General features: G+C 59.0%; 10 protein-coding genes and 1 tRNA gene. 6 read left to right on the forward strand and 5 right to left on the reverse strand.

Annotated features, from left to right (window positions below; all coding sequences use genetic code 11):
• Positions 1–129: 129 nt before the first annotated feature.
• From ML540_RS07540 to ML540_RS07550, 3 genes are all read left to right on the forward strand, one after another.
• Entirely contained in the window at positions 130–756 is a 627-nt protein-coding gene (locus ML540_RS07540) for a TetR/AcrR family transcriptional regulator (RefSeq protein ID WP_243359750.1), read from the forward strand.
• Between the two features lie 68 nt (positions 757–824).
• Complete coding sequence (locus tag ML540_RS07545; RefSeq protein WP_243359751.1) at positions 825–1,928, forward strand: efflux RND transporter periplasmic adaptor subunit; 1,104 nt, start codon at positions 825–827, stop codon at positions 1,926–1,928.
• Positions 1,925–4,987: an efflux RND transporter permease subunit gene (locus tag ML540_RS07550; protein ID WP_243359752.1), complete on the forward strand. Its 3,063-nt coding sequence runs from the start codon at positions 1,925–1,927 to the stop codon at positions 4,985–4,987. The genes ML540_RS07545 and ML540_RS07550 overlap by 4 nt, the downstream gene beginning before the upstream one ends.
• 324 nt (positions 4,988–5,311) lie before the next feature.
• On the opposite strand, the gene ML540_RS07555 is transcribed toward ML540_RS07550, so the two are convergent.
• Positions 5,312–5,388 (reverse strand) — tRNA-Pro (locus ML540_RS07555).
• A gap of 595 nt (positions 5,389–5,983) precedes the next feature.
• Between ML540_RS07555 and ML540_RS07560 the strand changes: the two genes are divergently transcribed.
• Positions 5,984–7,465, forward strand: coding sequence for a hypothetical protein (locus ML540_RS07560; RefSeq protein WP_243359753.1), 1,482 nt, complete (start codon positions 5,984–5,986; stop codon positions 7,463–7,465).
• A 17-nt stretch (positions 7,466–7,482) separates the two neighbouring features.
• Here the strand turns inward: ML540_RS07560 and ML540_RS07565 are convergent, their stop codons facing one another.
• The gene (locus ML540_RS07565) at positions 7,483–9,174 is read right to left on the reverse strand and encodes a PAS domain S-box protein (RefSeq protein ID WP_243359754.1); all 1,692 of its coding nucleotides are present in this window, start codon (positions 9,172–9,174) and stop codon (positions 7,483–7,485) included.
• Positions 9,175–9,375: 201 nt separating this feature from the next.
• On the opposite strand from ML540_RS07565, the gene ML540_RS07570 reads away from it, so the two are divergent.
• Positions 9,376–10,773 carry a sensor histidine kinase gene (locus tag ML540_RS07570; protein WP_243359755.1) on the forward strand — a complete coding sequence of 466 codons (1,398 nt, stop codon included), beginning with the start codon at positions 9,376–9,378 and terminating at the stop codon, positions 10,771–10,773.
• Between the two features lie 179 nt (positions 10,774–10,952).
• Positions 10,953–11,777, forward strand: coding sequence for a DNA/RNA non-specific endonuclease (locus ML540_RS07575; protein ID WP_243359756.1), 825 nt, complete (start codon positions 10,953–10,955; stop codon positions 11,775–11,777).
• Positions 11,778–11,799: 22 nt separating this feature from the next.
• On the opposite strand, the gene uppS is transcribed toward ML540_RS07575, so the two are convergent.
• The 3 genes from uppS to pyrH all read right to left on the reverse strand — a co-directional run bounded on the left by uppS (position 11,800) and on the right by pyrH (position 14,029).
• On the reverse strand, positions 11,800–12,540 hold the full coding sequence (uppS, locus tag ML540_RS07580; protein ID WP_243359757.1) for a polyprenyl diphosphate synthase: 741 nt from the start codon (positions 12,538–12,540) through the stop codon (positions 11,800–11,802).
• 210 nt (positions 12,541–12,750) lie between these two features.
• Complete coding sequence (gene frr / locus ML540_RS07585; RefSeq protein WP_243359759.1) at positions 12,751–13,305, reverse strand: ribosome recycling factor; 555 nt, start codon at positions 13,303–13,305, stop codon at positions 12,751–12,753.
• A gap of 10 nt (positions 13,306–13,315) precedes the next feature.
• Positions 13,316–14,029, reverse strand: coding sequence for a UMP kinase (pyrH, locus tag ML540_RS07590; protein ID WP_243359761.1), 714 nt, complete (start codon positions 14,027–14,029; stop codon positions 13,316–13,318).
• Between the last annotated feature and the right edge of the window lie 152 nt (positions 14,030–14,181).

Here is a 14,181-nt window from a genome sequence, read left to right on the forward strand (position 1 = left end):
TATTTCAGTGTATTGTCTGGATGAAAATTTATCTTGACCAAATTGTGATAATTATTAATTTTCATCAATAAATTTTTTTCACTAAACGCAGGCGCCGGCCTAGCCGAAGGCGATGAAAGGTGAGTGGATATGGGACGAAAGAAGACTCCGCTGAGCGATTCCTTGGCAGTCAAAGCCAGCATTGTTGATGCGGCTGAAGCCCTTTTCCGGAGCGTGGGCTATTCCAAGACAACCGTGGGGGAGATCGCCAAAGCCCTTGGTATGAGCCAGGCGAATGTCTACCGCTATTTTCCGACCAAGGCCTCAATCAACGAAGTCATCTGCGAGCGGGTTGTCCTGAGAATTGAGGATCGATGCAAATCGATAATAGATTCAACAAGCAGTGCACAACAGCGTCTGTCGCTGTTTATGCTGGAATACTTTCGCGCGGTGAAGGACAATGTAATCAAAGAGCAACGGGTGCACGAGATGGTTGTCAAGGCTGTTGAGCAGTATTGGACTGTCATACAAGAACATGTCAATAGAATGGATATTATGGTGCAGGGAATATTGTCAAATGGAATCAAAGCGGGCGCTTTCAAGGAAGTGGATATTCCTGCGACGTCGCTCGCCCTGCAGAATGCTTTTTCCGCCTTCACCTATCCTGCCCTGGTAGAACGCCAGATAGCTGACGCCGCGAATTCAGGTGGAGAAAAACGAATTGAAGCGGACTTGTTGAACCTGGCGGCCATAGTGCTGCGGGGGATTAGCGCGTGACGCTCCAGAACACGCAACAGTAAGTGCGGACAACGTATATGTCTCCTTTTGGCGTATCCATTTTCGAGATGGGAAAGAACGCATCGGCCCGGGTTGTGCCGCTCTTGCTCTGTACGCTTTGTCTGGGATCATCACCGGGGTGCTCCGAAGAGAAAGCCTTCCCTCCACCCCGGCCTGTGGTCAAGACGGTCCGGGTCGCCTTGGCGGCCGAATCCGACAGCAGGACCTATCCAGGCGTCATTGTTGCCCGGCACGAAGTGGATGAGTCTTTCCGGGTGTCGGGACGAATTGAACGGCGGCTGGTGGACAAAGGCGACTTGGTGCGCCAGGGGCAGAAACTTGCGGTACTCGACGAGAAGGATTTTCGCCTGTCCCTGGAGAGCGCCCAAGCGGAGTTGAAGGCCGCGTCTTCCAATGTCTCCCAGGCTTCCGCCGAGGAAAAACGCTATACGTATCTGCTTTCCCGGCATGTGGTGAGCCAATCCGAATACGATTTGAAACGCCTGCAGTCCGACGAGGCCAAGGCCCGTCTGGAAAAGGCCGATCGAGCCTTCAAACTGGCGCGGAACCAACTCAGCTACGCCAGCTTGACCTCCAACGACGACGGAGTGGTCACCAAGGTGAATGCCGAACGGGGCCAAGTCGTCACTCAGGGCCAGGCGGTGGTGGCCGTGGCCCAGGACGGAGCTCTCGAGGTGCAGGCGGACATCCCCGAGGGGTGTCTTCGGGATATCGAAAACTCCGACGCCGAGGTCAGTCTCTGGTCCCAGAGCGATACGCGCTACAAGGCCGTGTTGAGGGAGACCTCGCCCTGCGCCGACCCCGCCACCCGGACATACGCCGTGCGGTTCACCCTGGTCGACGGCGACCAACGCGCGCGCCTGGGGATGTCCGCCACGCTGCGCCTTTCGCGGAAGACCTCCGACAAGCTCGTACGCATCCCATCAACCGCCCTTTTGGAACAGGGCAAAGGCCCGGGCGTGTGGGTCGTTGAGCCGGACACGGGGAAGCTGTCACTACGGCCGGTTGTGATCGCGCGTTACGCCGATAGGGATGTCCTGGTCCAAGGGCGGCTTGCCGAAGGTGAGACGATCGTGGCCACCGGCGTTCAAATGCTGGACCCAGGGATGTCGGTCCGCCTGGACGAGTCGAACAAGGTTGTCGAGAGATGAACCGCTTCAACCTGTCGGAGTGGGCCGTCACCCATCGGGCAATGACGCTCTTTCTTGTCGGGCTCGTGTCCGTATCCGGCCTGTGGTCGTACACGCGGCTCGGGCGGGCGGAGGATCCGGAATTCACCATCAAGGACATGGTCATAAACGCCAATTGGGCCGGAGCCACTGCCGATGAAATGCAGCGGTTCGTGGCCGACCCCATTGAAAAGGAGATCCTGCAGGCCCCCCACGTGGAAAAGGTGAAAACGTATTCGCGCCCGGGAAGCGTGGTCATGCAGCTCACTTTATACGATTCCACACCTCCTTCCGCGGTCAATGAATGCTGGTACCAGGTCCGCAAGCGTGTGGGCGACATGAAAGGCAGCCTGCCCCAGGGCGTGGCCGGCCCCTACTTCAATGACGAATTCGGCGATGTGGACTCGGTGCTCTATCTGCTCACCGCGGAGGAGGCCACTGCCCGCGACCTGAAAGACCAGGCCGAAATCATCCGCCAAGACTTGCTGCGCGTTCCGGATGTGACCAAAGTGAGGTTTTATGGAGAGCAGGCGGAATGCATCTTCGTGGAGTTGAACAATGTCAAGCTGGCCACGCTTGGGGTTGCCGCGCAGGATGTTTTCAACGCCATCGCCAAGCAAAACGAGGTGTCGGCAGCGGGTTCTCTGGAAACCGCAGCCGACACCATCTATCTGCGGATGAACGGAACCCTTAAAGGCACAAGCGCCCTGGCTGCGGTGCCGGTGCAAAGCGGAGGAAAGACCTTTCGCCTGGGCGACGTGGCCACGCTTCGCCGCGGCCCTGAGGACCCGCCCTCCTTCGTGGTCCGCCATGAAGACAAGCCAGCCATCGCCCTGGGCGTGGTCATGACCAAGGGAGCCAATATCCTGGACCTTGGACGCAACCTCGACCAGGCCTTGTCGCGCATCCGGGGAAAGCTCCCTCTCGGTATCGAGATCACCAAAGTGGCGGATCAGCCCAAGGTGGTGGACGCATCGGTCGGCGAATTTTTACGGTCGTTCGCCGAGGCGCTGGTCATCGTTCTGGCCGTGAGCTTTCTTTCTCTCGGTTGGCGGGCGGGCTTCGTGGTGGCCCTGGCCGTGCCCCTGGTCATGGCCATGGTCATGACCGTCATGCAGGCCTTCGGGATGAGCCTGGACTGCATAAGCCTGGGAGCCCTCATCATCGCCCTGGGGCTTTTGGTGGATGACGCTATCATTTCCGTGGAAATGATGGCCGTGAAAATGGAGCAGGGGCTCGATCGCATCAAAGCCGCCATTTTCGCTTGGAACGCCACCGCCTTTCCCATGTTGACCGGCACGTTGGTCACGGCGGTGGGATTTCTGCCCGTTGGCTTGGCCAAATCCGTATCCGGAGAATACGCCTGCGGTATTTTCTATGTGGTTGGCATCGCTCTCGTTATCTCATGGCTCGTGGCGGTGTATTTCACCCCGTATTTAGGAATGAAGCTGTTGCCGGATTATTCCAGGAAATCGCATCACGACGCGCGCGCGATCTATGACATGCCCCCCTATCGCGCCATCCGCCGGGTCGTCGTCTGGTGCGTCGGGAACCGCAAGGCCGTCGTCGTTGTCACATCCGTGCTCTTCATCCTTTCAATAATCGGTTCCATGCACGTGCAGCGCCAATTCTTCCCAAATTCGTCCCGGCCGGAAGTCATGGTGGAAGTCCAGCTTCCGGAAGGCAGCGCCTTTGATGTCACCTTGAACGCCGTGAAGACCATGGAAGCATTTCTGAAAACCGATCCTGAGATCCTGACCCGCACCAGTTACATCGGCTCAGGCGCGCCGCACTGGTATCTGCCCATGATACCGGAACTTCCCAGGGTAAGTTACGGCGTCTGCGTTTTGTACGCCGCCGATGCCGATGCCCGGGACCGGGTGAAGGCCAGGATCGAGGAATTCGTCGCCAACGGCGGCCTGCCCCAGGCCAGGGTGCACGTCACCATCCTGAGCCTCGGCCCCCCAGTGGGGTTTCCGGTACAATTTCGCGTCATAGGGCCCAACCCGCTCAAGGTCCGTGAGTTCGCCCATCAGGTGCGGGACATCATGCGTTCCAACCCGAAAACGCGCGACGTGAATCTGGATTGGAACGAGCAAGCCAAGTCCATCCGCCTGGTGGTGGATGAGGATCGGGCCAGCGTTCTGAACCTCACCCGCCAGGATATCGCCAAGGCCCTTCAGATGCTGCTGTCGGGAGTCACAATCACTCAGATCCGGGACGGCATCGAGCTGGTGAACGTCGTGGCGCGGGCCGCGCCGGAGGAGCGTTTAAGCCCGGATCGATTGCGGGACCTGACGATCACCACCATGAACGGTCATGCCGTGTCGCTCTCCCAAGTGGCCAAGGTTCAGTATGTCCACGAGGACCCGATACTGTGGCGGCGAAACCGCGACCTGATGATCACCGCCCGGTCCGAAGTGGTCTCCGGGGTGCAGGCCCCGGACGTGGCAATGGAAATCGAGTCCCTGCTTGCGACTCTGAAAACAAAGTTGCCGTCCGGATACCGGATAGAAGTTGGCGGCGCGCTGGAGGAAAGCGACAAGGCGAACTTAGCCATAGCGGTTTTGCTCCCGCTTACCGGCGGCCTCATGCTGTTTTTCCTCATGCTGCAATTGCAAAGCTTTTCCCGCCTGTTTCTGGTCTTGGCCACCGCCCCTCTTGGGATGATCGGGGCGACCGGCGCATTGCTGCTGTTCAACAAGCCTTTCGGCTTCGTGGCCTTGCTTGGCGTGCTTTCCCTGGCAGGGATGATCATGCGCAACACTGTCATTCTGGTTGACCAGGTCGCCGCGAATCTGCGGGAAGGGATGTCGGAATGGGAGGCCGTAATCGAGTCCACCATCAGACGGTCACGACCTGTGAGTCTCACGGCCCTTGCCGCCATCTTGGCCATGATCCCGCTGAGCCGCAACGTTTTCTGGGGACCGATGGCTTACGCCATTATGGGCGGGCTCTTGGTGGCCACTGTGCTGACGTTGCTGTTTACCCCGGCTTTTTATGCACTGATCTTTCGAGTGGGGAGACCATCAGAATGCTAAACGGCTTTCATCTGTTTCACCGAGGCAAGGCGAGTAACTATATGGTTAGAGTTCTTTGTGTTGTGCTCTCCATATTGGATACATGTCTCTCCATTGGTAATAAAATAAAATCCCAGGTTAAACGCCGTATTGTCTGGACAAGGAATTCAAAATTCCATTGACCAATGTTCGGCTGGTTCAGCCAGCTTATGGAATTGTCAACCTGTGTGGAAAGATCGCCCGAAGTCAAAACAGGCATTGGCCCTAGGGATGGTTCTAAGGTTATCTGACAGAAAAAGGGGTTAGCTCGGGCAGAGCTAACCCCTTGATCTTTGGGAAAGTAATTGGTCGGGGCGAGAGGATTTGAACCTCCGGCCCCCTGCGCCCAAGGCAGGTGCGCTGCCAGGCTGCGCTACGCCCCGACCGGAAACGTGTTGTCTAGAGAATAATCACGCCGGTGGCAAGCTTGCCTTGCAGTGCGTCAGGAAGCCTCCCCGGGAAGGCGCCGGCCTCCTGCGTCCAACGCCTGCAGGGTTTTAGCACGGAGCAGGATGGCCCGGCACAAACATGCTTCGAACCCCGGGAGAGCCAGGGCGAAAGGGGGCGCGTGCTCGAGGCGTCGTTTCGTCGTCACGTGAAGGAGGCGCACGAATGCGTAGTGGTGCCCTGGGGTGGACTCGCACCGGAACAACTTTTCGGGATAAGGGATATAAAGCGTCTTTCTCATGTGCGGCATGTCAATTATACGGGTGATTTTCCAATCTTGCCTGCGTTTGAGTCTGATTTGATAACGCTGGTCCCCGGTCGGTCCCTGTGGATGTAGGCTTTCTTGCCATTTGTCGACTAATTTTACAACGCCGGTAATCATCTCGTCCGCAATCAACTGATATCATGTGGAGTGCGCGTGGACCGTTTATTGCTTTATTGTGTTAATTGTTGCCTGGTTAACTAAGTAGCAAGTTTACACAAAGGATGGTGCTGTCTGGAGGATTCGACAATCTGAAGGGGGATGCGGCCATGGAAAATAGAAAGTCATTGATGCGGTTCCTGTCGTATATTTGTTTTCTTGTTTCCATCTTTTGCATTCCTAGCCAAGGGCGTGCAGCCGTATCTGTAGATGCGAATGCATTGATAAATGTTCAGTTTGGCGAAACCAACGATGGCTATCCCTTCGGCGGCCCTACGCCAAGCTATTCCGGTCCGGGGGTGTTTTCGGCGTCCTCCAATAATTGGAACCTCATCGCAGGCCCCTTCTTGCCGGGTCCCTCTTCCGGGCTAAGCGCGAGCAATATCCCGCTAACCAACGCCGCAGGAGGCTCTTCTTCAGTAACGTTGAGTTACACAACTCCGAATTCCTTTATCGATGTGAGCAATCTGTCAGCTATTTTCAATGGAACACCGCAGCGGAACCTGATGACGTCATACCTCTTTGCCGACTCGAATAGAAACGGCAGCCCGACAGGGCACGACGGTCCTGGCACGGTGGTCTTTGGAGGGCTGACTCCGAATGCCTATTACGAGACGCTCGTATACTCTGCCGCAGACGAAATTGGTCGAGGGACGACATTTTCTGTTGGCGGCGTCACGCAAACCGTAACGCCGAATGGATCAACGACATTTAGCGTCAACAACAATTTTGCAGACTTTATTTCCCGGGCAGATGTTGGTGGCAACATTTCTATATCAATGTCTGCGGCGGGTACTGGAGGATTTCCTGAGGCTAACTTGAATGGCATTCAGCTTCGCGCGATTCCTCAGGTCGATTCACACAAGCTGGTCAATGTCCAGTTCGGCGAGAATAATGATGGCGCCCCCTTCGGCGGGCCTACCCCTCAATATACAGGGCCGGGGGTGGTAAGCGGAACGGCTGGGAACAGTTGGAATCTGATTACCAACAATTTTGTGAGTGGACCTTCGGCTGGAATGAGCGCAAGCAATATCCCTCTTACTGATGCCTCTGGAGCGCCAACATCAGTGCTGTTGAGTTATTCTACGCCAGACTCTTTCATCGACATCAGCAACCTTTCTCCCATCTTCGGTAGCGCGCCGCAGCATGATCTTCTGTCGTCTTATTTGTTTGCGGATAGCATGCGAAACGGCAACCCAAGTGGGCATGACGGACCGGGATCGGTCACACTGTCTGGGTTGATCCCTGGAGCAATGTATCAATTGATTCTCGAATCTGTGGCCGATAATATCGGACGTGCGACATTGTTTGTTGTAGATGGAATGAGTCAGATTGTGGCGTCGGATGGTGTGCCGATACAGGGGCTTTACAGCTCCTATGCCGAGTTTCTGGTGGCTGCAGGCGTGACTGGCGATATCACATTTACAATGTCTGCGGTCGGTACGGGGGGGATAGGATTTCCAGAGGCAAATTTGAACGGTATACAGCTTGTAAGAATCTCTTCCACAGCACCGATCCCTGAACCGTCAGCGTATTTGACTGCCATTGTCGGTCTTTTCTTGCTGGGGTGGGTTCAGCGGCGAAGAGCCTAGGTGCCCGTCGGGCCTGGTCACGGTTCGGTCCGCATGCGCTCGGGGTACGCTGCAACCATGTAGCGGGCCGGGGAATCGTTGGCAGAAATATCCGTGACGAGTGCCTGGAAGGAAGAAGGGCGGCAGCCGATGCGCAGCCGGACTGGCGTCGCGCCGTCGGCCGCGGGCAGGGCGTTCTCGCCAGGCTCCAGGAACAGGCATTGCGCCCCGGCGAGCTCACCGGGTGAGGCTCCGGCGTCCTTGGCGAACAGGGCGCTGCACCGGATGATCCGCCGCTCCCCGTCCAGCATGGCCACCCTGCCCGGGGAGTTCTCGAAGAGGGACTCCCACAGCGCCGTGGCGGCCAGGGCTTGCCTCTCGGCCGAGTTGCGGGCGGTGACGTCGATGATCAGGGAGTGGATGATAGCCCGGTCCCCGTAGCGCATGGGTGTGACCCGTGATTCGACCTCCCGGATCTCGCCGTTGGCCAGGCGGTGCAGGAAGTGGAAGATGTCTTTGCCGGATGAACCTGCCAGGGCCAGTTCGCGGGCGAGTTCATCGGGGGGGAGCGTGTTGATGTCCCCGATACTCATTTGTTTCAGCACTTCGCGCGGATAGCCGTAATAGGCGCAGGCGGCAGGATTGGCGTCGATGATGGCTTTCGTTTCCGAGTCGATGAGCAGTTGCACTGTGCAGTTGCCCTCAAAGAGAGTGTGATGTCTCGATTGCGAGTCGCGCATGACCTTTTCGAATGCTTTGGTAGCGGTGATGTCCAGCCATGAGCCGACTATTTCCAGGGGGTTGCCTGCATCGTCGCGCACCAGGCGCAGATCGTCGCGTATCCACCGCCAGCCGCCGCTCCCGTGCCGGAAGCGGTACTCGATTGACAGCCGGCCCTGGTCGAAGAGCAGGGGGAGCCTCGCGAGATACTTCTCGCGCTCTTCGGGATGGAGCTGGGCAAGCCAGAAGCCGGATGACTTGAGGAATGCCTCGGGGGGGTGGCCGAGTATTTCGCGCACGTTTTCCGAGACGTACGTGGTCCGATGGCTGCCGCTGGCCTTGCGGACATACAGGACGACGGATCCGCCGGCGAAGAGGTGATCGAGCCGCAGCTGGACTTGGCGCAGCGCCTTTTTCATCTGGTCGCTTCCGGTGATGTCCAGGGCGATGTGGACGCCGCCCCATATCCTGCCGTCCGCCCCCCGGATGGGTTCGCTGCGGGTGGCGTACTTCCTCCCGGAAGGGGCGGCGATTGTCTTCTCGCGCACGGCGCCCGAGGCCAGGGCTTCGGCGAGTTGGCAGCCCGGGCAGGGGTCGGCGCGCATTTGGAATATCTCGTGGCAGCGCATCCCTGAGCAGTCGACGCCTCTGTTGCAGGGCGCTTGCGGGTCGCTGCTGGCCACCCAGATGATGTGCATGCCGGGGTCCACCAGCTTGATGGTCATGCCGGGAATATGCTGGAGCGGGCCGCCGGTTTCGGTTCCGGCCACTCGCATGGCGGCCGGGCGGTTCTGATGGGGCGGAACAGGTGCGGAAAGGAACAGGGTGGCGGGTTCGATGCCGAGGGCGCTGGCGATTTTCTCGACGTACTCGAAGGATGGCGAGACCAGCCCCCGTTCCATCTTCCCGAGGTAACGATCTGAAATGCCAACCATTTCAGCCAGATCCGATTGAGTCAGATTGGCGGTCTGGCGCAGGGTCCTCAAGCGGATGCCGAATCGTTTCTTCAATGTCGAGGTTCCATTTATTGAAATGATTCAGGAAGATCCAGAGGATAAACAACCGCTTAGGGCTGTGCTTTTCCTTGTTAAGGCGTTTTCGGCAAAAAGGAAAGGAATTCTCATATAGGATTGAGATTCCTAGTCGATCATCCATAGCGTTCCGGGGCATCCGCCGCTTTCCACTTGCGCCGGCATGGGCTAGACTGGGCCATGCACGGTCACCTGCTCCTTTCGTCCCTGCTGGGACAACTCGAATCCTTGGAGCGTTCGGCCCGGGAGATTCGCTCGCCGCTCCTGGCCGGACAAGCCGAGGCGTTGCGGCAGTCGGTGCTGGGAGTGGTGGCTGAGCGCGCAACCCTGGAGGAAGCCGCGGCCCTGGCCGCGCTCAAGGCCCGCAGGCTCGAGGAGGGCATCGAGGCGAACAAGCGCCGCTACGAGGACACGCTCAGGTCCTTCGACCGGTTCCGCCAGGCATTCGAGCTGGTGGATTCGTTGCGCGGGCTGGAGGCGTTGCCGGACCTGCTGGAGCGCCTGCGCACGCTTTTCAAGGTGGGTATGCTCCGGCTGATCCTGGACCGGGCCCAGTTCGGCGGCTATCTGCCGGAAGGGTTCCCCACGCTTCCCCGGCAGGAGCTGGACGCCCTGGCCGCCCAAGTGCTGGCGGCCGGGAACAGGAGTTTCGTGGGGCCGGCGGCGCAAGCGCCCCGGGGATTGTTCTCACAGGCCGAAGTCCGCCGGTGGGGCTCCTGCTTCGCCTATCCGCTGGAGGACCGCTTCCACGAGGGCCGCTGGGCCGGATTCCTGCTTTTCACCGACGTGAGCCCCCAGCGCTACCTGCCGGAAATGGCCACCGACTACATGGAGCACTTCAGCGACGCCCTGGCCAGCGCAGTGGTGGACGTCACCGACCGGCTCAAGGCCGAGGAACTGCGCGAGGACGTGGAACGCATGACCCGTCACGACCTCAAGTCCCCCCTGTCGGCCATCCTGACCCTGCCTCAGTTCCTGCTGGACGCCGAGAACCTCACGGACCGGCAGCGCGAGATGGTGCGGCTCATGCTGGAATCCGGACGGCGCATGCAGTCCATGATCACGCTCTCGCTCTCGTTCTACCGCATGGAGCGCGGCACCTACGCCCTGGAGCCCGTACGGCTGGACCTGGCCACCCTGGTGCGCTGCGTCTGGGACGAATGCGGCGGCCCCTACCGCTCGGCGCGCATGGAGCTGAACCTCCAGGCCTGCGAGGAGCCGTTCCACGCGCCGGGCGAGGAGCTTCTCTGCTACACGCTGCTGGCCAACCTCATGAAGAACGCCCTGGAAGCCTCCAATCCTGGGGAGTCCATCGAGGTGCGCCTGAGGCGCGAAACGGGCTGGGCCGTGGTGGAAGTGGCCAACGACCGCGACGTGCCCGAGGACGTGCGGGAGCGTTTCTTCGAAAAGTACGCCACCAGCGGGAAGCACGGCGGCACGGGCCTGGGCACCTACACGGCCAGGCTCATCGCCCAGGCGCACGGAGGCGGCATCGAACTGGAGACGGGCCAGGGACAGGGAACGGTGGTGCGGGTCAGGCTGCCGGACGGGCCGCCGCCCTCCCAAGGGGGAGCGTGACGGTCTTTAGTTCTCTGGAGCGATGTGATTTAATTTTCTCGTGATGAGAGTCCCCCTGGTGCATTTTTTCTGCTGATTCTTGCCGTTCTTATTGCCATTGAAATTCTCGTCTGCTAGGCGCTACTCTAGAAAAGGTCGTTTTGTCCTCATCTAAACCGAATCCGATCATGGAGGCTGGGATGAAACGTTATCTTCTTGTCCTCGCTGGTATTCTGCTTTTCCCTTTGTCATGTTTCTGCGCCGAGACGGTGTGCCCGCAACATTATCTGGACAGCCAGGCACCGGACATTTTCAATACCAAAGTTTCAGGAAAGGTACGAGAGCTCTGCTTTCAGGAGTTTGCCGTCGTACATTCCGGTATCACGCGAACTCCCTTGATTTCTGCAGAATGTTTGACAGCGGATGCCCAATCAAAAGAACATCCGGAAAGGAAAGATGCTTTTCATAAAGAGGGACGATTACCGGCATCTGATCGTGCAGAATTGATCGACTATGACCACTCAGGGTTTGATAGGGGGCATATGGCTCCATGCGCGGATATGACCACGGTTGAGTCACAGAAGGAAAGTTTCTCCCTGGCAAACATGGTCCCGCAGGACAAGAATATCAATCGGAGTATTTGGAAGGAAATCGAAGAAACGGTCCGTGGACTGGCCGTTAGCAATCAAAAATTATACGTCGTAACAGGGCCGGTATTCTCTGATGCTAATGTTAGAAAGCTTAACGGGAGAGTGGCTGTTCCTGCATTTGTATTTAAGGCGATCTATGATCCAATCAACAAAAAAGCAGGGGCATACATCGTCAAGAATGTCGCGAAAAGCAGCTATTCAGTGATTTCCATAGCTGAGTTGGAACGTATCACGGGGGTGACTGTATTCATCGGTTTGCCGCCGGAGATCAAGGCAAGCGCCATGGAGCTGCCTGCACCTTCGGGAGGTGCGGAAGGGGGCCACAAGGAAGAGAAAGGCATGGTCTCGGGTTTCTCCCCGGCGCTCCACAAGTGACTGGGCCCCCCGGTCTGAAGCGTCAGGAAGGGTCTTCGTCCAAACCGCTCGTCGCCTGCTCTCCGGTCAACCCGAAGCGCCGCTGCCTGGCGGCGTATGCGTCCAGGGCGCGGTCCAACTGGGCGTCGTCGAAGTCGGGCCAGGGCACTTCCGTGAAATAGTATTCAGAATAGGCGCTCTGCCACAAAAGATAGTTGCTGATGCGGATCTCGCCGCTGGTGCGGATGACCAGGTCGGGGTCGGGCTGGCCCGCCGTGAAGAGCTCCTGAGCGAAGCGCTCCTCGGTCACGTCGCCGGGCTTAACGCCCTGTTCGATCAGGTGCCTGCAGGCCCGCAGAATCTCGGCCCGGCCCGAATAGTTGAGCGCCAGGTTGAGGGTCATGGTCGTGCATTTCTCGGTCTTCGCCAGCACCAGCTTGAGCACCTGGCGCACCGCGAAGGGGAAATCTTCCAGTTCTCCCAGCACCTTGAGCCGGATGTCCTGCTTGAGGAGCGAGGCCAGCTCATTGTTCAGGAAGCGCACCAGCAGATCGAAGAGCGTGCGCACCTCGTCCTGCGGGCGTCCCCAATTCTCCTTGGAGAAGGTGTAGAGCGTCAGGTGTTTCACGCCAAGCTCGCGGCAGCGCGTCACCAGGCGTTTGGCGGTTTCGGTCCCGGCCTTGTGGCCCTCGCTGCGCGAAAGCCCGCGCGCCTGCGCCCAGCGGCCGTTGCCGTCCATGATGACGGCCAGATGGCGCGGAATCGGGCGGAATGTGTCTGGCATATGGGCGTGTCCTGTTGCCTCAAGAGCGGCGGCCCCCAAGACGGAAACGACTTGGGGGCCATGATGATATTGGGGAGGGGATGCCTCCGGCGGGCAGAGAGGGCGCCGCCCTCTCTGCACTCTCCCGCCAAAGGGCTTTGCCCTCTGGACTCCATTCCCTGGCGCGGACGGGAGCGGCTGCGGGCCGTTCGGGCGTCAGGGGAGGGAGCGTTAGATCTCCATGATCTCTTTTTCTTTCTTGGCGAAGCTCTGGTCGAGCTTGGCCACATAGGAATCAGTGGACTTCTGGATGTCGGCCTCGCCCTTGCGCAGCTCGTCCTCGGAGATGGCCTTGTCCTTCTGGAGCTTCTTCAGGGCGTCGTTGGCGTCGCGGCGGATGTTGCGCACGGCCACCTTGGCTTCCTCGGTGTACTTCTTGGCCACCTTGACCAGTTCCTTGCGGCGGTCCTCGGTGAGGGGCGGCAGGCCGATGCGGATGAGCTTGCCGTCGTTGACCGGGGTGAGCCCCAGGTCGGATTTCTGGATGGCCTTCTCCACCAGCCCGAACGCGGCGCGGTCCCAGGGCTGGATGGTGATGGTGCGGCTGTCGGGCGTGGAAACCGAGGCGAGCTGGTCGATGGGCGTGGGGGTGCCGTAGTAGTCGACCTTGAGCCCGTCCAGCAGGGCGACGGAGGCCCGGCCGGTGCGCAGGTGGGAAAATTCCTTCTCCAGGGCGGCCACTGCCTTTTCCATGCGGGAAGTGGCATCCTTCATAACGGTCTGCATGCTGGCCTCCTTATTCCACGATGGTCCCGGCGCGATCGCCGGTGATGACTTTCTTGAGGTTGCCCGGAACGAACATGTTGAAGACCACGATGGGCATGTTGTTGTCCATGGCCAGGGAGACGGCCGTGGAGTCCATGACCTTGAGCTGCTTCTCGAGCACTTCCATGTAGGTGAGCCTGTCGAACATCACGGCGTCGTCGAACTTTTTGGGGTCCTTGTCGTAGACACCGTCGACCTTGGTGCCCTTGATGATGACCTGGCTCTTGAGCTCCATGGCGCGCAAGGCGGCGGCGGTGTCGGTGGTGAAGTAGGGGTTGCCGGTTCCGGCGGCGCAGATGACCACGCGTCCCTTCTCCAGATGGCGCTCGGCCCTGCGGCGGATGTAGGGCTCGCAGACCTCTTGCATGGTGATGGCCGAGAGCACCCGGGTGGAGAGGCCGAGCTTCTCCAGGGCGTCCTGCACGGCCACGGCGTTCATGACCGTGGCTAGCATCCCCATGTAGTCGGCGCTGGCGCGCTCCATGCCGGAGGCGGAGGCGGACATGCCCCTGAAGATGTTGCCGCCGCCGATGACCATGGCCAGCTCCACCCCGAGGGAGGCAGCCTCCACGATCTCCTTGCAGAAATTGCTGACGGTTTCGGGATCGATGCCGAAGCCCTTGGGCCCGGCCAGGGCCTCGCCGGAGAGCTTGAGCAGGACGCGCTTGAAACGAAGATTTTCCATGTAGGTCTGATCCTGAAGGGCACGGGTGTGAAGTCTGCGTGGTTGCAGTGCTCGACGCGAAGCTACTTAAAAGTTTTTGAAGGAGAGCGCGAGAGGAAACTTTTTTCAAAAAGTTTCCTCTCGCATCTTATCTCATCAAAATTCTTATCTCT

The organism is Fundidesulfovibrio terrae (assembly GCF_022808915.1).
GTDB lineage: Bacteria > Desulfobacterota > Desulfovibrionia > Desulfovibrionales > Desulfovibrionaceae > Fundidesulfovibrio > Fundidesulfovibrio terrae.